This window comes from Streptomyces sp. JNUCC 63 (genome assembly GCF_054366325.1).
In genome coordinates this window covers 4,644,484-4,663,855 of sequence record NZ_CM135963.1, presented here as the reverse complement: position 1 = coordinate 4,663,855, position 19,372 = coordinate 4,644,484, and the positions used below count along the sequence as shown (strand labels likewise).

The window sequence follows — 19,372 nt, the reverse complement described above, 5'->3', positions numbered from 1 at the left end:
CCGGTGACGGCGCTCTCCAGCGCACGTCCGAGGGACTCTCCAGGTCGTGAAGTGGTCGAACAGGTCATGGGCCGCCTTGCCGACCGCTTCGAGGTCCTTGTGCCCCACTACGAGGTCTCCCTGGGTGCCGTCGCCTCCTTGGTCGGCCGGGTACTGGTTGAGCTGCATCCGTGTGGAATGCCGATCGGCCGCCTGGGCTTTCAGCTGCTCCCACTCTTCCCACGCCATATGTGGCCTCCCCCGCGTCTGACGGTGCACCGCCGGTCATTGCGGCGCAGCCATGCACATTACCGTTGCCTGCCAAGTCCCCTACGAACTCCTGGCGTTCGGTGTCCGACGCCAAGGTCTGGGAACGACGACACCGGCCCCGTACACATTGATCGCGCACGAGGCCGGTGTGGGCCGTAGGAACGGATACCGTCAGTTCACCCGCCGCGCTCCCGCCGATGGCACCGCCTCGAAGACGCACGGGCCGTGAAGGCCGCCGCCGGTCATCCGGGAACCGAGTACACGCCGCCGAAGCGCTTGCGCTGAGCGGGCCGCCCTCCAGGACTACTCCGCTTCCGGCTCCATCCCCATGTCCTTGGCGCTGTACCGAGGCAGATCGGTGGTCTCGATCGTCCAGGTCCCGAGGTCGGTGGTGATGGTCACCGGCTTGCCGTACGGGAGGCGCAACCGGTTCTCGTACGCAGGTCGGCCTTCGCTCCGCCCTATCTCCCATTGGTACGTCCACGTCCCGTCGCGCGGGTCGAGGATCAGGTAGTGCGGGATGCCCATGGCAGGGTAGTCGCGGGTCTTGCTCTCGTAGTCGTTCTCCGGGTTCGACGGCGAGACGATCTCGATGGCGAGGATAATCTTGCGGGGATCCAGCGGATCGTCCGTCTGCATGGCCTCACTGGGACAGACGAGGATGTCCGGGACACGCAGCTTGCCGAGGGCCTCGTCGTCCGTGTCGGTCGCTTCGAACGCGAAGAAGCCCTCGGGAAGCTGCTCGTCGAGCTGCCGGGAAACGAGCTTCGCCGTGAACTGGTGGCGAGGCCGCGGGCTCATCATCATCACAAGCTGTCCGTCACTGATCTCGGGCCAGGCGAAGCCCGGCGGCGGAGTGATGCGATCACGGCGGTCGCGGAGGCGCCGGTACAGGGTCTGCTGAGTCATGGGTCCTCCCGCCTCCCAGTATGACGGCGACAACCTGTTGGAGCGGGCGTCGTGTATCGGACCGGGGCGGCGGATTCGATGAGAATCTCGGCCCAGACCGTCAGGCCACTGCCGGCCCGCGTCCGCCAGGTTCCCCACCTGGTGGCCAAGGCTTCGGTGATCAGTAGTACACGGCCCCGCTCCTGGTCCGGCCCCGGCGATCCGGTGGGCATGGCGGAAGGCACCGGTGCGCCGGTTTTGCCCTCGTCGGTCACGCTGATCGTGACCGACCGGGCTGTGAGTGCACAGGCGACCATGACGGTGAGGCTGTCGCTGTGTTCCAGGGCGTTGGCGACCAGCTCTCCGGCGATCGTCTCCAGGTCGTCCGTAACGCCGGGAGGCAGACCCCACGACCGGGCCGTGTCACGCACTTGGCGCCGGACAGTGGGGGCGGAGGCGAGGTCGTCGCCAGGCAGGGAGAACTGGCCGAACGCCAGGGGCGCGAATGTCACGGGAAGCCCCTGCGGTCCACCCCCGAACCGGGCCCCTCGGGACCGGGCGATGCGCAGTACGTCGTCGAGTGCGTCGGACAGTTGTCCGATGAGGATCCCGAGTTCACCGGCCGTCGGCACGCCACGCATGGTGAGCAGTGCGCGGGACCGGCCGAGCAGCCGTTCCCCGAGGGCGAGTTGCATTTCCTCGATCCGGTCGGCGAGTCGGGAAACGGTCCCGTCGCCGTCGGTGAGGAGTAGGCAGGGCTGCCCGTTGGCGCCGGTCCACGGCAGCAGCCGTACGAGGTCGGGCGCGTCCTTCGCGGTGTCCCGCATGACGTCGTCGCAGTCACCGAAGCCTGTCACGAGGCCGCCCCAGGCAGGCGTGGATGTCCCGGGTATCGAGGTCGACGCCGTACGTGGCACACCACAGCGCATCCCGCCGCAGCCGCTGAATCCGCGCCTTCTCCTCGCGTTCGTACGCGGTGAGGTAGGGACGGACGAGCACGGTGGCGGCACCGTCGATGGGTTCGTACCAGCGACGGACGGTGAAGGCGGGCACCGTGCGGGACGGCCCCGGGTTGGACGTCCTCGGCATGGCGGAGCCTGCCGAGAGCCCCGGCTGCATCAGGCGGCCGAACGGCGCTCCCAAGCGGAAGCCCCTCCGTGCGGCGGCGCGGTGTCTTCCACGCGGAACACCGACGGAGCGAAGGAAGTCGCGTGCGCGAGCGATCGTACGGGCCATGTGATCGTCCTCTGTTCACGAGTCGTTGCTTGGATTCCGGGCCGTTGCGCCTCTGTCGATCTCGGCCCAGACGACCTCGCCCTGTGCCGTCGCGTCATGTCCGTACCGGTCGGCGTCGGCCAGGACCTTGAGAAGCGAGCGACGGCATGCCGCTGTGAGTCGCGCGGGAACCATGGTGCCGACACGGACTCGATCCGGAAGTTCCTCGGTCCACGCCCGGTGCCCGGTCACGGCAGTGAGCCTGAGGGCCAGCACAGCCGCCCGCGCATCGGGAGCACACAAAGGAGCCTCCTGTAGCGGTATGAACACAATGCGTATTTCTACTCCAGTAGCTTTCACCTGATGCAGTAACTTGTCGACGTCGCTGGAAACATCGCCCCACGACAGGGGAACCGGAGGCCGCCATGCCCCGAGAGGCGCCGTATCTCGAAGTAGCCGACGCACTGCGCGTACGAGTCCTCGCGGGAGAGTGGGAAGTCGGAACCCGCCTGCCGTCTCGTGCCCAACTCGCGGAGGAGTACGGCGTCGGCCGCAACGTCACCCAGCGGGCGATGGACCGTCTGATCGTCGAGGGACTTCTCGAAGGACGGGCGGGATCGGGCACGTACGTCCGAAAGCCGCGCGAGCGCATGCGCATGGTCCGCTCACGGCATCGGGAACGCCGAGGCGGGTCCCCCTTCCGTGCCGACATGAAGGAACGGGGCCGGAACGGCACATGGGAGTCGCACAGTCAGGCCCGCGTGCCGGCCCCGGAGGCCATCGCCGAGCGGCTCGCCATCAGCCCCGGGGATCTCTGCGTAACAACACGCTACGAGTTCCTGGCCGACGGACAGCCCGTCCAACTGTCCCAGTCCTGGGAACCGATGGCCCTCACGGACGGAACACCGATCGTTCTGCCGGAGATGGGCCCCCTGGCAGGTGCCGGGGTGGTCGAGCGCATGCGCTCCATCGGCGTACAGATCGAAAGCGCGGTCGAAGTGCCACGACCTTCCCGCGCCAACCAGACGCAGGCGAATCTGCTGGGCATCAACGTGGGCGACCTGGTGCTCCAGATCGAGAGGACGTACTACGACACGGACGGGCGGCCGGTCGAAACAGCGGACATCACGGTCCCGGACGTGCGCTGGGAGGTGGCCTACGAGTTCGCGGTGGATCAGTCCCCTTGAACCGAGCCAAGGCACCCGCCGCCCTCGCGTGCCGACCACGACATGGCACGAGCTGTCCTCATGGCGAGCACGACATGGCTCAAGAGCAGCTACAGCGGAGGGGAGGGCAACGAGTGCGCCGAGGTGGCGCTCCACGGCAGAGCCACCGCCATCCGCGATTCGAAAGCCCCCACACGAGGCAGCCTGTCCGTATCGCGCGCTGCCTTCACGGCGTTCATTGAGGTGCTGGACATCCGACCGGCGAGCAGCTCCAGGCACCAAGCACACGGGGGCGATCCTAGGCTGATGACATGACAGCGTCAGAGTGGGAACGGCTCACCCACGCCCGCGGAAGAAGGCGCTTGAAGATCATTGCGCGGCACATCATCCGACGTCCCGCGCTCGTCGTCGGCCTCGTCGGTCTGCTTGTCCTGCTCAACCTGGTGAAAGACAGCTTCCCGCTGGCCTACGGACTCGCAGCTCCGGCCGGAACCATTCTGATCATGGCGAGCATGGGCCGTTACCGCACCCCAACCGAAGACCCGGTACAGAAAGATGCTTCACTTCCCGCCGACACTGACAGGAAGTGAAGCAAGAACCCATAGCCGGCAGTCGGGCACCCATGATCCCGACGAGTGCGACGCAGGGGCCACTTCGGGCACCTTGAGACGGACCTGACGTCACAACAGACATGGCATAGCTACGCTGCCGGGCCCACAGCCGCACCCCCGGCAGCGGACGTCAGTCCAGCCGTCGTGCCCCCGCCGAAGCCGCCGTCGGTCATCCTCGCCCCCAGCGCCCGCAGGGAGCGGTGCTGGGCGTCGGCGGTGGTGAGTCCGTGCGCGATGGCTCCCACAACGCTGATGGCGTCTGCAGGAGCCGGCGATGCTTGGTCCGGCCGGGGCCCCGGACGAGGCGCCCCGGTCGGAGCAAGGCGTATCAGTCAGAAGGGGTAGCGCGCGGTGGTGCCGCGCATGGTGATCCAGCGGGTCTCGGTGAAGGCCTCGATGTTCGCGGTGGCCCCGCCGAAGCGGGAGCCCGTACCCGATGCCTTCACTCCTCCGAACGGTGCCACCGCTTCGTCGTTCACCGTCTGGTCGTTGATGTGCACTACCCGGCGACCGTGTTGACTGGTGTACCCGACGACATCGAGCTGGCCTTCGACGAAACCTTCGGTCCCGTTGTGGTCCTCACCGTGGTCAATGATCGCGACGAGGCCGTCGAGCGCGCCAACGCTTCCGGCTTCGGACTTACCGCGGCCGTCCTTGCGGCTGATTCCGTCCAGGGCCTTGAGGTCGCCCGCAGGATCACCGCCGGCATCATCCATGTCAACGACGAGCCCCACATGCCTTTCGGTGGAACCAAGAACAGCGGTTGGGGCCGCTTCGGTGTCGGGTTCGCGGTCGAGGACTTCACCGAGCTGCAGTGGGTCACCGCCCGTGACACGAAGCGAACCTTCCCCTTTTGAGCGCACGTGCCCGCCGCCGGTAGCGGCTGCACCGGGCTGTTGCGCCGAATCAGTGAGGGCGGCCCTGAGCACATCGCTGAGACGTATGCCGGTCAGTCCAGCCGCCGCGCTCCCGCCGATGGCACCGCCTCGAACACGCGCGGGGCCGTGTGGCCCGCCGTGGCGAAGGCTTCTTCCATCGCCTTGGTGAGGGCGGGGATGTCCCTCTCCTCCGCCAGGGCGATCGCCGAGCCGCCGAAGCCGCCGCCCGTCATGCGGGCGCCCAGGGCGCCGGAGGCGAGGGCCGTGTCGACCACCAGGTCCAGCTCCGGGCAGGAGACGCGGAAGTCGTCGCGCAGGGAGGCGTGGCCCTCGGTGAGGATCGGGCCGATGGACCTCAGGTCGCCTGATTCCAGGTGGGAGACGACGCGTTCGACGCGGGCGTTCTCCGTCACCACGTGGCGGACCAGGCGGGTCACTTCCTCGTCGGACGTCAGGCGCTGCAGCACCGCGTCCAGGTCCGCGTAGGGGATGTCCCGCAGGGCGTCCACGCCCAGCAGGGCCGCGCCCTTCTCGCAGCCGGTGCGGCGGTTGCCGTACTCGCCGTCGCTGTGGGCGTGCTCGACCCGGGTGTCGACGACCAGCAGGCGCAGGCCCTCGGCCGCCAGGTCGAAGGGGATCTGGCGCTGGGACAGGTCGCGGGTGTCGAGGAACAGGGCGTGGCCCGGCTCGCAGCAGGCGGAGGCCGTCTGGTCCATGATGCCGGTGGGGGCGCCGACGTAGACGTTCTCGGCGCGCTGGCACAGGCGGGCCAGCTGCCAGCCCTTCAGGCCCAGGTCGTAGAGGTCGTTGAGGGCCAGGGCGACCACGACCTCCAGGGCCGCGGAGGAGGACAGGCCGGCGCCCGTGGGGACCGTCGACGTCAGGTGGACGTCCGCGCCCGTCACCTCGTGGCCCGCCTCGCGCAGGGCCCAGACCACGCCCGCGGGGTAGGCGGTCCAGTTCCGGTCGGACTCGGGGGTCAGGTCGGCGACCCGTAGTTCCACGGGCGTTCCCGGCGCGTCCGCCGAGTGCAGGCGCAGCACGCCGTCCGCGCGGCGCGCGACCGCGGCGAGGGTGACGTACGGCAGCGCGAAGGGCATCACGAAGCCGTCGTTGTAGTCGGTGTGCTCGCCGATGAGGTTGACGCGGCCCGGCGCCGCCCAGACCCCTTCCGGTGCGGCGCCGTACAGCTCGGTGAAGCCTTCCCGGACCTCAAGTGCCCCCACTTACCTCTCCCTTGCGATGTGCTGCGCGAACTCCCAGGCGTCCGCGACGATACCCGCGAGGTCCGCGCGGGACGGGTTCCAGCCGAGCTTGTCGCGGGCGGCGGCGGCCGAGGCGACCAGGACCGCCGGGTCGCCGGCCCGGCGCGGGGCCACGACCTCGGGTACGGGGTGGCCGGTGACCTGCCGGACGGTCTCGACGACCTCGCGGACGGAGAAGCCGTTGCCGTTGCCGAGGTTGCAGATCAGGTGCTCGCCCGGGGCGGCCGCCTTCAGGGCGAGGAGGTGGGCCTCGGCCAGGTCCGCGACGTGGATGTAGTCGCGTACGCAGGTGCCGTCCGGGGTCGGGTAGTCGTCGCCGAAGACGGAGATCGCGTCCCGGCGGCCCTGCGCGACCTGCAGGACCAGGGGGATCAGGTGCGACTCGGGGTCGTGGCGCTCGCCGTGCGTCCCGTAGGCGCCGGCCACGTTGAAGTAGCGCAGCGAGACCGCGCCCAGGCCGTGGGCCGCCGCCTCGCCGGTGATCATGTGGTCGACGGCGAGCTTGGAGGCGCCGTAGGGGTTGGTGGGCCGGGTCGGGGCGGTCTCGACGATCGGGACCTGCTCCGGTTCGCCGTACGTGGCCGCCGTGGACGAGAAGACCAGCTTGCGCACGCCGGCCTCGCGCATGGCGGCGAGCAGGGCCATCGTGCCGCCGACGTTGTTCTCCCAGTACTTCTCCGGCTTCACCACCGACTCGCCCACCTGGGAGAAGGCGGCGAAGTGCAGCACCGCGTCGAAGCTGGAGTCCACCCATTTGGCGGCGTCGCGGATGTCGCCCTCGACGAAGGAGGCGCCGGCCGGCACGCCCTCGCGGAAGCCCGTGGAGAGGTTGTCGAGCACGACGACCTCGTGGCCGGCCTCCAGCAGATGCTGGGCGACCACGCTGCCGACGTAGCCCGCGCCGCCCGTCACCAGGTATTTCCCGCTCATGAACTCGCTACCTCTCGTAGTCGCTCGGCCGCGCGCTCGGGCGGCACGTCGTTGATGAACACGCTCATACCGGATTCGGAACCGGCGAGGAACTTCAGCTTGCCGGAAGTGCGGCGGATGGTGAAAAGCTCGACATGCAGCGCGAAGTCGTCGCGCGTCACACCGTCGAACTCCTCCAGCGCGCCGAACGGGGCCTGGTGCCAGGCCGCGATGTACGGCGTGGGAGGCCCACCCGCGGAGTTCTCCCCTCCATCCCGCCCATCGAAGATCCGGTCGAAGCGTCTCAACAGTTCCAGATACACCTGGGGGAACTCCGTGCGCGCCGCCTCGTCGAGCGCGAGCAGGTCGGGGACGCGGCGCCTGGGGTACAGGTGGACCTCGTAGGGCCAGTGCGCCGCGTACGGCACGAAGGCCACCCAGTGTTCGCCCTCGAGGACGACCCGCTCGCCGGCGAGTTCGCGCTCCAGGACGGCGTCGAAGAGGTTCTCGCCGCCGGTGGCCTCCTTGTGGGCCGCCAGTGAGCGCAGCATCAGCGCCGTGCGCGGGGTGGTGAAGGGGTAGGCGTAGATCTGGCCGTGCGGGTGCCCCAGGGTCACGCCGATCTCGGGCCCGCGGTTCTCGAAACAGAACACCTGCTCGACGGACGGCAGGTGCGACAGCTCCGCCGTGCGGTCCGTCCAGGCGTCCAGCACCAGCCGTGCCTGCTCCTCGCTCAGGTCGGCGAAGGAGGCGTCGTGGTCGGAGGTGAAGCAGACGACCTCGCAGCGGCCCGAGTCGCCGGCCAGTGACGGGAAACGGTTCTCGAAGACCACCACGTCGTACGAGGAGTCGGGGATCTCGCTCAACCTCCCGTCCCGGGACGGGCACAGGGGGCACTCGTCGGCGGGCGGGTGGTAGGTGCGGCCCTGGCGGTGGGAGGCGACGGCGACCGCGTCGCCGAGCAGGACGTCCCGGCGTATCTCGGAGGTGGTGACCGTGCGCGCCGGCGGGCGCCGGTCGGCCGCGCCGCGCACGGTGCCGTCCCGCAGGTCGTAGTAGATGAGCTCACGACCGTCGGCCAGCCGGGTCGAGGTCTTCTTCACTGTCGGACTCCCTACCTGGGCCTCGGGCCCGCACCCGTCAGCACCCCATCACCCACCCAACACAATCAAACATAACACATCACAACCGACCATCGATGGGTGCGACGGAGCAGGGCGCGGTGAGTGATGTGCGATCGCTTGACCGGTGACGGGGGTTGCCGCGGCTACATCGGGCGGGGCGCCTGGTCCAGCAGGCCCGTGCGGGCGGCCAGGGCCGCTGCTTCGAGGCGGGAGCCCACGCCCAGTTTCATCAGAACGCGTTGGACGTGGGTGCGGGCCGTGCTGGGGGCGATGCCCATGCCGGCCGCGATCAGGCGGGTGTCCTCGCCCTCGGCGACGCGGACCAGGACCTCCACCTCGCGCGGGGTGAGCATCTGAAGGAGGCGTTGGCCCTCGTCGTCCGGCTGGGCGGTGGGGTTCAGCAACTCACTGAAGGCGCCCTGGAGCAGTTGCGGGGAGATCGCCGCCTCGCCCGCCCTGGCCTTGATGATCGCCCGCTCGACGCCCTCGATGCGCTCGTCATGGCGTACGTAGCCCGAGGCGCCCGCGGCGAAGGCGGCCGCGATGCCGCGCGGGGACGGGACCGGCCCCAGGACGACCACCGCGACCTGGGGACGCTCCCGCTTGATCTTCACCACCGGGTCGAACGTGCCCGGCTCGGCCGGCGTCGCCGTACCGAGCAGGCACACCTCCGGCGCGCGGCTGATCACGACGTCGGCCGCGCCCGCGGCCGGCGCCGCGGCGGCCAGCACGCGGTGTCCGCGCAGCTTCAGCGCCGAGGCCAGCGCCTCGGCGAGCAGTCGGTGGTCGTCGACCACCATGAGCCGCACTCCCATCGAGCCCCCCAGTCCCCCCAGCGGATGCCCACAGCCCTACGGGCAGTGGCCCCCCGGCACACCCGCCCTTCATGCCCCGGAAGCTACACGCTTGTTCGACGTCGCGCTGCCCCTACCGGCGAGAAGTGCCCCGGATCGGCGGACTTTTTGGCATTCCTCTCGATGAAGGGTCATTGTGGGGGTCAGCCGTTCGTGCCGAGGACCATCACCAGGTACTGCCTGCCGAGGCCCGACGACGGCTTGCGGGCGTAGGTGTCCGCCATGTAGAGGCGGCCCTGGGAGTAGAGGATCTCCGTGTAGTCCGGGGACATGGTCCTCTCCACGTTCCGCACGGCCTCGCCGGAGGGGTTCTCCAGCAGCTTGGTCGCCTTGAAGCTGCTGCCGTCGATGCTCACGATCTGGCCGCCCTTGTCGTAGGGCGGGGTCTTGTAGGCGATGACGTTCCCGCCGTCCATGCGCAGCGGGTAGATCCGGTAGCCGTCGCCCGCGTCCGCGCGCTGGCCGGTCTGCTTGCCGGTGCCGAGGTCGAACGCGACGATCTCGTTGGTCCTGGTGTACTCGCCGGTGCCGTCGTGTTCCTCGGTGGGCACGTACAGCCGGTCGTTGCCGACCACGAGGTTCGCGCAGTACTCGATGCTGTTGACGCGCTGACAGCGGAACGCGTACCTGTCGCGGGGCGCCGAGATGCGGGTGCGCAGCTTGCCCGTCCGGTTGTCGACGGAGAAGAGATCCGAGACGCCGCTGCGGTCGCCGACCTCGGCGGCCACGACGAGCGGGTTGGTCGAGACGACCACCGCGGTGTCGATGCCCCGCGACATCTTGTACTCGGAGATCACCTTCCCGGACTTCGGGTCGATGGTCTGGATGTGCAGTTCACGCTGGTCGTACGGGCCGCACTTGCGCACCGCGACCAGCTTCTCCCCGCCGCCGTAGCCGGCGTCGTAGCAGGTGTCGTCCGGCTTCGGGAGCCACAGGGCCTTGCCGTCGGCGATGTCGAAGGCGGCTCCGCCCCTGGTGCTGCCCACGGCGACCGTGCCGGCGCTGACGGTGACGTTGTCCAGGCTGCTGACCTGGTCACCGGACTTGACCGTCTGCGTCCACAGCTTCTTGCCGGCGCCGAGGTCGATCGCCGCGATCTGGTTGCAGCCGTGGTAGGGCTCGGCCTTGGTCGGCATGGCGGGCTCGTGGAGAATCGCCGTCTTGCCGTCGGAGGTCATGTGCCGGCTGACCTGGCACACCGGGCCGGGCAGCTTCAGGGTCCACAGCTTGGTGCCCTTGGCGGGGTCGTAGCCGACGATCTCGGCGACACCGGTCTTGGCGTACACCTTGTCGGTGAGCCAGGAGCCGGGGGTGGAGACCGTGTCGGTCACTTCCGGCATCGGCACCTGGAAGAGGACCTTGGAGGCGGGGTTGGAGGGCACCTTCTCCTTGCCTCCGGCCGTGGTGCCGCCGTCCTTGCCGCCGGTGCCGCCACTGGAACTCGCGGTGTCCTGCTTGCCGTCGCCGCCGGACGACTTCGAGTACCAGACGCCGGCGCCGATGATGAGTGCGATCGCGACGACGGCCGAGACGATGATCGCCAGCTGGGCGTTGCCCTTGCGGCCGCCGCCCGGCTGTCCGGCCTGAGGAGGTATCGGCATGGTCGGCGGCTGGCCGGGATGGCCGTAGCCGGGCTGCGGGGCGCCGTACGGGCCCGGCTGCTGCGGCTGCCCGTAGGGGCCGGGGACGGCCGGGGCGCCGTACGGGCCCGGCTGCGGGGCGTAGGGCTGGGCGTACGGGTTCGGCTGCTGAGCGGGGTAGCCGTAGCCCGGGGGCGGCTGCGGGGCGGGCTGTCCCTGGGGTGCCTGCGGGTAGCCGTAGCCGGGCGGGGGCTGCGGCGGGCCCGCCGGAGGGGCCGGAGGCGTCTGCGGGGTGCCCTGCGGCGGCTGGGGGATCTGCGGGTAGCCGTAACCCGGCGCCGGCTGGGGGGACTTGCCTAGGTCCGGGCCGCCCGCGGGAGGCGCGGACTGGGGCGGCTGGTCCTGGGGCGGGCCGAAACCGCCCTGCTGCGGCGGCTGGTTGGGCGGCGGCTGGGTCATGACGGGGACACCTCGGGGGTACGGAAACGACGGCGGGACCGGGAAGCCGGGTGGCCGGAACGGCGCGCGGGCGCCGGCCGCACGGGGCGGCCGGCCCGGCTCACTTGCCGTAGGCGAGCATCAACTTCTCCTTGCTGTCGCTCCTCCCGCTCAGCCGGGTGGTGGAGATGTAGAAGCGTCCGTCGACCCAGTCGACGTCCTTGGAGAAGAAGCCGCTCTCGATGCTCACGGTGCCCTCCGGGTTCTGCAGCAGCTTCACCGGGGTGTGGTCCGAGCCGGTCGTCGGCACGGACACGATCTGGCCGCCGGCGTCGTACCACGCCTCGGCGTACGCGATGAGCTGCCCGTTCTCCACCCTGAGCGGCATCATCGAGGTGTTCGTCGGGGACTTCACGCGCCACTTCTCCTTGCCGGTGGCCAGGCTGATCGCGACGATCTCGTTGGGACCGGTGGCGGCCTTGGTGGGCAGGTAGAGGGTGTCGGCGTCGGACACGACCCCCTTGCAGCTCTGCATGGTGCGTGTCAGGGAGACCAACAAGCCGCACCGAGGGTCGAAGGTCGCCTTGGAGTCGACCTGGGAGCGGATGGAACCACCGCTGTTCAGCGTCGAGATGTTCCAGTGCTTCCGGTCCTTGTCCGTCGAGTAGAGGACCACCGGGTCGACGGAGAAGACGCGCTGGACCTCCCAGTCCTTGGGGATCTGCTTGGTCCACTTGACCTTGCCGGTGGCCGGGTCGAGCTCCTGCACCTCGTCGTGCGCGTTCGGCGCGCCGACGGCGCAGGACGAGACCGAGATCAGCCGGGCACCGCCGGCGAAGGCGCCGGGGAAGCAGGCCTGGCCGTAGCGCTGCTTGACGTAGAGCTTCCTGCCGCTGTCGATGTCGTACGCCGTGCCCGACTGCGAACGGCCCACCATCAGGGTCTTGCCGGTCACGCTCAGCGTGACGTCGGACGAGATGTCGAACAGCCCACCCTCGGGGACCTCGGCGCTCCAGCCCTTCTTGCCGGTGTTCAGGTCGAGCTGCTGGATCCGGTTGCACTTGGCGCGGTCGCTGCTGCCGCTCATGTAGGCCACGACGACCTTGTCGTCGGCGGTCTTCTGCGGCGTCACCGCGCAGATCTTCTCCGGGAGGGCGACCGGCTCCCAGGTGGGCCTGCCGTCACCGACGTTGTAGGCGAAGACCTGCTTGTACGCCGCCTTCACCGCCGCCTTGCCGGTGATCCACATGCCGGGGGCGTCGGCGCCGGAACCGGGTGCCTCGGGCGCCTCCTTGTACCAGAGCACCTTGGCCTCGCCGGCCTGGCGGCCCGCGTTGAGGTCCTCCGGGTCCGTGTCACCGTCGCCGCCGCCGTCGCCGGGGTCGACGGGGGCACCGGAGACGGCGGGCCCCGAGGGCCTGGAGCCGTCACTCTTCCCGGCGACCGGCTTCTTCTCGCCGTCGCCGCTGCCGGTGACGGCCCACACGGTGCCGCCGACCACGAGCAGGGCGGCCACCGCGGCGCCGACGACGACGGCCGGCTTGCCCTTGAACGGGTTGCGGGAGCCGCCGGGCGGCGGGGTGCCGGGCGCGCCCGGGAACTGCGGCTGCGGGTAGCCGTAGCCGGGCTGCGGCCCGTACGGTCCCGGCTGCTGCGGCTGCCCGTAGGGACCGGGCGCGGCGGGGGCGCCGTAGGGGCCGGGGGCGGCGGGGGCGCCGTAGGGGCCGGGGGCGGCGGGGGCGCCGTACGGTCCCGGCTGGGCGTAGGGGCCGGGCTGTTGCGGGTAGCCGTAGCCGGGCTGGGGCTGCGGGGGCCCCGCGGGCGGGGTCTGCGGCGGCTGGGCCGGGGGCGGGGGCGTGGCCTGGCCCGGGTTCCGGGGGGCGCCGAAGCCGCCCTGGGCGGGCGGGCTCTGCGGGGGCGGCGGCCCGAAACCACCGGCCTGCGGCTGCTGCGGTGGTTGCTGCGGCTGCGGCGGCTGGTCCTGCGGTGCTCCGAAGCCGCCCTGCGGCGGCTGGTTGGGCGGCTGAGTCATCAGCGCCGTTCCCCCTCAATCCACTGATTTTTAGCCACGCCCTGAGGCACGCGATGGGCCCAGAGCCGTACTCGGAAATGTCACGGGCAGCTCCTTCCTATCACCCGCCCATGACAGTCCACCGGCCCGCGTGGACCCCTGTTCCCAAGGGAGGACCGGCCCGTGACGCGCTCGTTATGCGCCTTCACGCCCCCTTCACACGGCGCACGCGCCCGCGTTCACACGCCCCCCTTCACACGCCCTGGGCGTCCTCGGCGAGTTCGAGCCAGCGCATCTCCAGCTCCTCCCGCTCGCCCGTCAGCGCACGCAGCTCGGCGTCGAGTTCGGCGACCTTCGAGAAGTCGGTGGCGTGCTCGGCGATCCGCGCGTGCAGCGCGGTCTCCTTCTCGGAGATCCGGTCCAGCTGCCGTTCGATCTTCTGCAGTTCCTTCTTGGCGGCGCGCAGTTCGGCGGCGCTCTTCTCCGGCACGTCCTTCTCGGCGGCGGGCGCCGGGGCCGGGGCGGCGGCCGCGGCCTGCTGCTCCATCCGCTGCCGCCGCTCCAGGTACTCGTCGATGCCGCGCGGCAGCATCCGCAGCGTGCCGTCGCCGAGGAGGGCGTACACCGTGTCGGTGGTGCGCTCGACGAAGAACCGGTCGTGGGAGATGACGATCATCGAGCCGGGCCAGCCGTCGAGGACGTCCTCGAGCTGGGTGAGGGTCTCGATGTCGAGGTCGTTGGTGGGCTCGTCGAGGAAGAGGACGTTGGGTTCGTCCATGAGCAGGCGCAGCAGCTGCAGCCGCCGCCGCTCACCGCCGGACAGGTCGCCCACCGGCGTCCACTGCTTCTCCTTGCCGAAGCCGAACGTCTCGCACAGCTGCCCGGCGGTCATCTCCCGCCCCTTGCCGAGGTCGACGCGCTCGCGCACCCGCTGCACGGCCTCCAGCACCCGCCAGTTCGGGTCGAGTTCGGCGACCTCCTGGGACAGGTAGGCCAGCCTCACGGTCTTCCCCACGGCGACCCGGCCGCCCGCGGGCTGCTCCTCGCCCTGCGTCCGCGCGGCCTCGGCCATGGCCCGCAGCAAGGAGGTCTTGCCCGCGCCGTTGACGCCGACGAGACCGACCCGGTCGCCCGGCCCGAGCTGCCAGTTCACGTGCTTGAGCAGCACCTTGGGCCCGGCCTGCACGGTGACGTCCTCGAGGTCGAAGACGGTCCTGCCCAGCCGCGAGGAGGCGAACTTCATCAGCTCGCTGCTGTCCCGCGGCGGCGGAACGTCCTTGATCAGCTCGTTGGCGGCCTCCACGCGGAAGCGCGGCTTGGACGTACGGGCGGGGGCGCCGCGGCGCAGCCAGGCCAGCTCCTTGCGGACCAGGTTCTGCCGCTTGACCTCCTCGGTGGCGGCGATGCGCTCACGCTCGGCGCGGGCGAAGACGTAGTCGGAGTAGCCGCCCTCGTACTCGTGCACGGTCCCGCGCTGCACGTCCCACATGCGCGTGCACACCTGGTCCAGGAACCACCGGTCGTGGGTGACGCACACCAGCGCCGAACGCCGGGCGCGCAGGTGCTGGGCGAGCCAGGAGATGCCCTCGACGTCGAGGTGGTTGGTGGGCTCGTCCAGGACGATCAGGTCCTGCTCGTCGATGAGCAGCTTGGCCAGCGCGATCCGTCGCCGCTCGCCGCCGGACAGCGGTCCGATGACGGTGTCCAGTCCCTTGGGGAACCCGGGCAGGTCCAGCCCGCCGAACAGCCCGGTCAGTACGTCGCGGATCTTGGCGTTGCCCGCCCACTCGTGGTCGGCCAGGTCCCCGATGACCTCGTGCCGCACGGTCGCCCGGGGGTCGAGCGAGTCGTGCTGCGTGAGCACCCCGAGCCGCAGCCCGCCCGAGTGCGTGACCCGCCCGGTGTCGGCCTCCTCCAGCTTGGCCAGCATCCGGATCAGCGTGGTCTTGCCGTCACCGTTGCGTCCGACGACCCCGATCCGGTCTCCTTCGGACACGCCGAGCGAGACACCGTCGAGCAGGGCACGGGTGCCGTACACCTTGCTGACGTTCTCGACATTGACCAGGTTGACGGCCATTTCACTCCTGTGCGCGGGGGTCGGTCAGCCTTCAAGCGTAGGGCCTGCGGAGGCGGGGGCGGCGCGCGAGGGGAGGGTCACTCTTTGTGATGACATGATCGGGAACGGGCCGCTACCGTGGAGGGCAGGCAGCAGGATCCCGTCCATGGGAGGAACCATGACCGCCGAGTCCGTGACGCAGCACAGCCAGTGGCACGTGCCGCCCAAGGACGGTTACACCGTGGACGACCTGTTCACACTGCCCGATCTCCCGCCGCACACCGAGCTGATCGACGGGAGCCTCGTCATCGTGAGTCCGCAACGCAATTTCCACGCAGACGTGATCGACCTGCTGGTCAGCGGCCTCCGGCGAAGCGTTCCGAAGAAGTTCAAAGTGAAGCGGGAAATGACCATTGTCCTCGACCGGCGCAACGGCCCGGAGCCCGATGTGAGCGTGGTCCTGGCCGATGCGGTCAGCGGACCGGATCAGACGAGCTACCAGGCGCTGGACGTGCTGCTGGCCGTCGAGGTGGTGTCACCGGACTCGGAGTCCCGCGACCGTACGACCAAGCCGCAGAAGTACGCCGCCGCCGGCATCCCCAACTTCTGGCGCGTCGAGCGTGACGGAAGCGGCCGCAGCCCACTCGTCCACGTCTACGAACTCGACCCGCTCACTCACGCGTACGTTCACATGGGCATGCACCGCGACCGTGTCAAGGTCTCCGCGCCATACGACATCGACATCGACCTCACCGTGATCAACGAGCTGTAACGCCCACGCCCGTCCCTCACACCACCGTCGCCCCGGGCGCCGGAGACTCGGCGACCCGGGCGGCCCGGCAGGTCCCCGAGGCGAGCAGCGCCTCCGCCACCGCGGTCGCCGTCTCCGCGTCGGGGGCCAGGAACGCCGTCGTCGGCCCCGACCCGGAGACCAGCTCGGCCAGAGCCCCCGCCCCACGGCCCGCCGCGAGGGTGTCCGCGAGGGACGGGCGCAGGGACAGCGCGGCGGGCTGGAGGTCGTTGGAGAGGGCGCCCGCGAGCGCGTGGGCGTCGCCCTTCGCCAGGGCGGCCAGCAGGTCGTCGGAGGCGACCGGCTCAGGGATCCGTACGCCCTCGTTCAGCCGGTCGAACTCGCGGAACACCGCCGGGGTGGACAGCCCGCCGTCGGCCATCGCGAACACCCAGTGGAAGGTGCCGCCGACCTCCAGCGGACGGAGTTTCTCCCCGCGCCCGGTGCCCAGCGCCGCCCCGCCGACCAGGCTGAACGGTACGTCGCTGCCCAACTCGGCGCAGATGTCCAGCAGTTCGTCACGCGAGGCGTTCGTGCCCCACAGTGCGTCACAGGCCACCAGCGCGCCCGCGCCGTCCGCGCTGCCGCCCGCCATGCCGCCGGCGACCGGGATGTCCTTGGCGATGTGGAGGTGGACGTCGGGGCGGTGACCGTAGCGCTCGGCGAGGACGAGGGCCGCGCGGGCGGCGAGGTTCGTACGGTCCAGGGGGACCTGGCCGGCGTCCGGGCCCGCGCAGGTCACGCGCAGCTCGTCGGCCTCGGTGACCGTGACCTCGTCGTACAGGCCGACCGCCAGGAAGACGTTCGCCAGGTCGTGGAACCCGTCGGGACGGGCGGCGCCCACGGCGAGCTGGACATTGACCTTGGCCGGGACGCGGACGGTGACGCTCACTGGTTGCCGGGCTCCTCTTTCGGGGGTGCGGGGGTCGTCTCCCGCAGTGATGCGGCTTCGGCGATACGGGCGAACTCCTCGACGGTCAGCGACTCGCCCCGCGCCTGCGGCGACACCCCGGCGGCGACGAGTGCCGCCTCCGCTGCCGCGGCCGACCCGGCCCATCCGGCGAGCGCGGCCCGCAGGGTCTTGCGGCGCTGGGCGAAGGCCGCGTCGACGACGGCGAAGACCTCGCCCTTGGTGGCGGTGGTCTTGATCGGTTCCGTGCGCCGGACCAGGGACACCAGCCCGCTGTCGACGTTCGGCGCGGGCCAGAAGACGTTGCGGCCGATGGCACCGGCCCGCTTGACCTCGGCGTACCAGTTGGCCTTCACGGAGGGCACGCCGTACACCTTCGAGCCGGGCGCTGCCGCGAGCCGGTCGGCGACCTCCGACTGCACCATGACGAGGGTGCGCTCGATGCTCGGGAAGGTGTCGAGCATGTGCAGCAGGACCGGGACGGCCACGTTGTAGGGGAGGTTCGCGACCAGGGCGGTGGGGGCCGGGCCCGGCAACTCGGTGACGTGCATGGCGTCGGAGTGGACCAGCGCGAAACGGCCGGCGCGGTCCGGCATGCGGGCGGCGATGGTCGTGGGCAGCGCGGCGGCGAGTACGTCGTCGATCTCGACGGCGGTGACGCGGTCGGCGGCCTCCAGCAGGGCGAGGGTGAGGGAGCCGAGCCCCGGGCCGACCTCGACGACCACGTCCTCGGGGTGGACGTCGGCGGTACGGACGATACGGCGGACCGTGTTCGCGTCGATCACGAAGTTCTGGCCGCGCTGTTTGGTGGGGCGCACGCCCAGGGCTGCCGCCAGTTCGCGGATGTCGGCGGGGCCCAGGAGGGCGTCGGGGGTGGGGCTGCTCACGGCCACAAGGGTACGGGGGTGCGGGTGACGTGGTTGCCATGCCGGCTAGTGACCGGAAAGGTTTGCCGGAAAGCTCGCGGCGTCCGGTGCGGTGCATCGCAAGGCGGAGCATCACCCGCGTACTGGATGTACTCGGGTGATGCGACAACGCGGCGAGGTGCCGTGCCGGGCGTCGCGAGCCGGTGAACCCTTCCGGTCGCAGCACTAGGCATGCAGTCGGTCGCCGCAGTGGGGCCACGGGCTCGCGCCTCGGCGTACGTACAGCTTCTTGGCCCGGTAGGTCTGTTCTTCCGCCGACGCGTCCTGGGGGCGGCCCTTGCCGCCGAGGTTGTGCCAGGTTTCCGTGTCGACCTGGTAGAGGCCGCCGTACGTCCCCGAGGAGTCCACCGCGTCCGGCCGGCCGCCGGACTCGCACCGGGCCAGAGCCTCCCAGTTCAGGCCGTCGGCGCCTCGCACGGACGGCGGGTGGGCCTTGGTGCCGACCTTCACGATCCGGGTGCGCGGCTCGCGCACCACCTCGGACTCCAGGCGCCGCGGCCGCTGCCGCACGCCGTTGACCGTGCGCAGCGCGTACGTGACCCGGCGCACCCCCGGCTCCCCGGCCCGCTCGACGACCTCCGTCCCCTTGAACAGGGAGGGGTCGGCGGTGCGCCGTACGGCGAAGGGGATGGGTTCCTCGTGCACCTCCCGGCTCCCGGTGATCCGCAGCACGGTGACCGTCTGCCCGTCGCGCGGGAAGCTGTCCGGCGCCACGGACGTGGTGTCCTGGCCCCGCAGCGTGATCCCGGCCGCCTCCACCGCCTCCCGCACGGTCGCCGCGTTGGTGCGGACGGTGCGTGCCCGGCCGTCCGCCATGACGGTCACCGAGCGCTCGGTGCGCACGTCGAGCGCGAGCCCGGCGCGTCCGATGGGCCGGGAGCGCGAGGCCGACAAGTACGCGCCCTCCGCGCGCACGCCCAGCTCGCTGAGCACCCCCTCCACCGTGCGCGCCGTCGTCCACACCTCGTGCGCGTGCCCGTCGAGCGTGAGCCGGACCGGCCGTCCGTGGTGCACGGCGATCTCGTCGCCGTCGGTGAGCGCCGTGCCGGGGGCGGGTGCCACCACGTCGTACGGCCCGACCCGTACGCCCTCGTCGGCCAGCAGCTCGGACACGTCGTCGGCGAAGGTGTGCAGGGTGCGTCTGTGGCCGTCGACGTCGAGCTCGATCGCCTTGTCCTTGGCGACGAACGCCGTGGTCCCGCCCGCCAGGAACGCGACGATCAGCGCGCGCGGCAGCAGCCGGCGCACGCTCGCCTCCGGCCCCTCCGCGTGCCGCGCCCTGCGCCGCCGGCCGCCCCTGCCCACCTGGCGGGGCAGCACCGGCTGGGTGGGCTCGTGGGCAACGGGGCGGTGGGTGCCGACGTACGGCGACCCGTGAGCCCCGTACGGCAGCGTCGGTGCGGTGTGCACGTCGTGGGGGGCACCGACGCCCACGTATGGCTCGTGGGTCTCGTACGGCGAGTTCTTCACGGCGTCAGAACCTAGCGGAGGGACCGCCACCC

19 protein-coding genes and 1 pseudogene are annotated in these 19,372 nt (G+C 70.8%); 5 read left to right on the top strand and 15 right to left on the bottom strand.

Annotated elements, in window-relative coordinates:
* Positions 1-552: 552 nt before the first annotated feature.
* The 3 genes from ACX25U_RS21505 to ACX25U_RS21495 are packed head-to-tail and all read right to left on the bottom strand — an operon-like array spanning position 553 to position 2,280.
* Entirely contained in the window at positions 553-1,158 is a 606-nt protein-coding gene (locus ACX25U_RS21505; protein WP_454382372.1) for a Uma2 family endonuclease, read from the bottom strand.
* Positions 1,155-1,994 (bottom strand): ATP-binding protein, encoded by an 840-nt coding sequence (locus tag ACX25U_RS21500; protein ID WP_454382371.1) that lies wholly within the window; start codon positions 1,992-1,994, stop codon positions 1,155-1,157. The genes ACX25U_RS21505 and ACX25U_RS21500 overlap by 4 nt, the downstream gene beginning before the upstream one ends.
* Positions 1,978-2,280, bottom strand: coding sequence for a hypothetical protein (locus ACX25U_RS21495; protein WP_454382370.1), 303 nt, complete (start codon positions 2,278-2,280; stop codon positions 1,978-1,980). The genes ACX25U_RS21500 and ACX25U_RS21495 overlap by 17 nt, the downstream gene beginning before the upstream one ends.
* A gap of 497 nt (positions 2,281-2,777) precedes the next feature.
* Here ACX25U_RS21495 and ACX25U_RS21490 point away from each other — a divergent pair, with 497 nt between their 5' ends.
* From ACX25U_RS21490 to ACX25U_RS21480, 3 genes are read left to right on the top strand one after another with little or no spacing between them, the layout of a single operon-like run.
* On the top strand, positions 2,778-3,539 hold the full coding sequence (locus ACX25U_RS21490; RefSeq protein WP_454382369.1) for a GntR family transcriptional regulator: 762 nt from the start codon (positions 2,778-2,780) through the stop codon (positions 3,537-3,539).
* Between the two features lie 42 nt (positions 3,540-3,581).
* Positions 3,582-3,833: a DUF397 domain-containing protein gene (locus ACX25U_RS21485; RefSeq protein ID WP_454382368.1), complete on the top strand. Its 252-nt coding sequence runs from the start codon at positions 3,582-3,584 to the stop codon at positions 3,831-3,833.
* Positions 3,834-3,880: 47 nt separating this feature from the next.
* Complete coding sequence (locus ACX25U_RS21480) at positions 3,881-4,108, top strand: hypothetical protein (RefSeq protein ID WP_454382367.1); 228 nt, start codon at positions 3,881-3,883, stop codon at positions 4,106-4,108.
* Between the two features lie 110 nt (positions 4,109-4,218).
* Here the strand turns inward: ACX25U_RS21480 and ACX25U_RS21475 are convergent, their stop codons facing one another.
* Positions 4,219-4,374 carry a hypothetical protein gene (locus ACX25U_RS21475; RefSeq protein WP_458633778.1) on the bottom strand — a complete coding sequence of 52 codons (156 nt, stop codon included), beginning with the start codon at positions 4,372-4,374 and terminating at the stop codon, positions 4,219-4,221.
* Positions 4,375-4,461: 87 nt separating this feature from the next.
* A pseudogene (locus ACX25U_RS21470) lies at positions 4,462-4,632 on the bottom strand (aldehyde dehydrogenase family protein); the annotation flags it as partial.
* On the opposite strand from ACX25U_RS21470, the gene ACX25U_RS21465 reads away from it, so the two are divergent.
* Complete coding sequence (locus tag ACX25U_RS21465) at positions 4,624-4,986, top strand: aldehyde dehydrogenase family protein (RefSeq protein ID WP_454394414.1); 363 nt, start codon at positions 4,624-4,626, stop codon at positions 4,984-4,986. The pseudogene ACX25U_RS21470 and the gene ACX25U_RS21465 overlap by 9 nt on opposite strands.
* A gap of 92 nt (positions 4,987-5,078) precedes the next feature.
* Here the strand turns inward: ACX25U_RS21465 and galK are convergent, their stop codons facing one another.
* The 7 genes from galK to ACX25U_RS21430 form a co-directional block, all read right to left on the bottom strand.
* Positions 5,079-6,233: a galactokinase gene (gene galK, locus ACX25U_RS21460; RefSeq protein ID WP_454382366.1), complete on the bottom strand. Its 1,155-nt coding sequence runs from the start codon at positions 6,231-6,233 to the stop codon at positions 5,079-5,081.
* Positions 6,234-7,202, bottom strand: a complete 969-nt coding sequence (gene galE, locus ACX25U_RS21455) for a UDP-glucose 4-epimerase GalE (RefSeq protein WP_454382365.1) — start codon at positions 7,200-7,202, stop codon at positions 6,234-6,236.
* Positions 7,199-8,284: a galactose-1-phosphate uridylyltransferase gene (gene galT / locus ACX25U_RS21450; protein WP_454382364.1), complete on the bottom strand. Its 1,086-nt coding sequence runs from the start codon at positions 8,282-8,284 to the stop codon at positions 7,199-7,201. Before galT ends, galE begins: the two co-directional genes overlap by 4 nt.
* A 164-nt stretch (positions 8,285-8,448) precedes the next feature.
* The gene (locus ACX25U_RS21445) at positions 8,449-9,120 is read right to left on the bottom strand and encodes a helix-turn-helix transcriptional regulator (RefSeq protein ID WP_454382363.1); all 672 of its coding nucleotides are present in this window, start codon (positions 9,118-9,120) and stop codon (positions 8,449-8,451) included.
* A 182-nt stretch (positions 9,121-9,302) separates the two neighbouring features.
* Positions 9,303-11,198 carry an outer membrane protein assembly factor BamB family protein gene (locus ACX25U_RS21440; protein ID WP_454382361.1) on the bottom strand — a complete coding sequence of 632 codons (1,896 nt, stop codon included), beginning with the start codon at positions 11,196-11,198 and terminating at the stop codon, positions 9,303-9,305.
* Positions 11,199-11,298: 100 nt separating this feature from the next.
* Complete coding sequence (locus ACX25U_RS21435; RefSeq protein WP_454382360.1) at positions 11,299-13,209, bottom strand: outer membrane protein assembly factor BamB family protein; 1,911 nt, start codon at positions 13,207-13,209, stop codon at positions 11,299-11,301.
* Positions 13,210-13,441: 232 nt separating this feature from the next.
* Entirely contained in the window at positions 13,442-15,265 is a 1,824-nt protein-coding gene (locus ACX25U_RS21430; protein WP_454382359.1) for an ABC-F family ATP-binding cassette domain-containing protein, read from the bottom strand.
* A gap of 157 nt (positions 15,266-15,422) precedes the next feature.
* Here ACX25U_RS21430 and ACX25U_RS21425 point away from each other — a divergent pair, with 157 nt between their 5' ends.
* On the top strand, positions 15,423-16,016 hold the full coding sequence (locus tag ACX25U_RS21425) for a Uma2 family endonuclease (protein ID WP_454382357.1): 594 nt from the start codon (positions 15,423-15,425) through the stop codon (positions 16,014-16,016).
* Between the two features lie 16 nt (positions 16,017-16,032).
* Here the strand turns inward: ACX25U_RS21425 and ACX25U_RS21420 are convergent, their stop codons facing one another.
* The 3 genes from ACX25U_RS21420 to ACX25U_RS21410 form a co-directional block, all read right to left on the bottom strand.
* Positions 16,033-16,926 (bottom strand): 4-(cytidine 5'-diphospho)-2-C-methyl-D-erythritol kinase, encoded by an 894-nt coding sequence (locus ACX25U_RS21420; protein ID WP_454382356.1) that lies wholly within the window; start codon positions 16,924-16,926, stop codon positions 16,033-16,035.
* A complete protein-coding gene (gene rsmA / locus ACX25U_RS21415; RefSeq protein ID WP_454382355.1) occupies positions 16,923-17,831 on the bottom strand; it encodes a 16S rRNA (adenine(1518)-N(6)/adenine(1519)-N(6))-dimethyltransferase RsmA in 909 nt (302 codons plus the stop codon). The genes ACX25U_RS21420 and rsmA overlap by 4 nt, the downstream gene beginning before the upstream one ends.
* 204 nt (positions 17,832-18,035) lie before the next feature.
* The gene (locus tag ACX25U_RS21410) at positions 18,036-19,340 is read right to left on the bottom strand and encodes a ubiquitin-like domain-containing protein (RefSeq protein ID WP_454382353.1); all 1,305 of its coding nucleotides are present in this window, start codon (positions 19,338-19,340) and stop codon (positions 18,036-18,038) included.
* Positions 19,341-19,372: the final 32 nt, after the last annotated feature.

Excerpts from the sequence above, each read along its gene's own strand:
- ACX25U_RS21505 (WP_454382372.1), bottom strand. The coding sequence starts at position 1,158 with ATGACTCAGCAGACCCTGTACCGGCGCCTCCGCGACCGCCGTGATCGC.
- ACX25U_RS21490 (WP_454382369.1), top strand. The coding sequence starts at position 2,778 with ATGCCCCGAGAGGCGCCGTATCTCGAAGTAGCCGACGCACTGCGCGTA.
- ACX25U_RS21485 (WP_454382368.1), top strand. The coding sequence starts at position 3,582 with ATGGCACGAGCTGTCCTCATGGCGAGCACGACATGGCTCAAGAGCAGC.
- galE (WP_454382365.1), bottom strand. The coding sequence starts at position 7,202 with ATGAGCGGGAAATACCTGGTGACGGGCGGCGCGGGCTACGTCGGCAGC.
- ACX25U_RS21445 (WP_454382363.1), bottom strand. The coding sequence starts at position 9,120 with ATGGGAGTGCGGCTCATGGTGGTCGACGACCACCGACTGCTCGCCGAG.
- ACX25U_RS21440 (WP_454382361.1), bottom strand. The coding sequence starts at position 11,198 with ATGACCCAGCCGCCGCCCAACCAGCCGCCGCAGCAGGGCGGTTTCGGC.
- ACX25U_RS21435 (WP_454382360.1), bottom strand. The coding sequence starts at position 13,209 with ATGACTCAGCCGCCCAACCAGCCGCCGCAGGGCGGCTTCGGAGCACCG.
- ACX25U_RS21430 (WP_454382359.1), bottom strand. The coding sequence starts at position 15,265 with ATGGCCGTCAACCTGGTCAATGTCGAGAACGTCAGCAAGGTGTACGGC.
- ACX25U_RS21425 (WP_454382357.1), top strand. The coding sequence starts at position 15,423 with ATGACCGCCGAGTCCGTGACGCAGCACAGCCAGTGGCACGTGCCGCCC.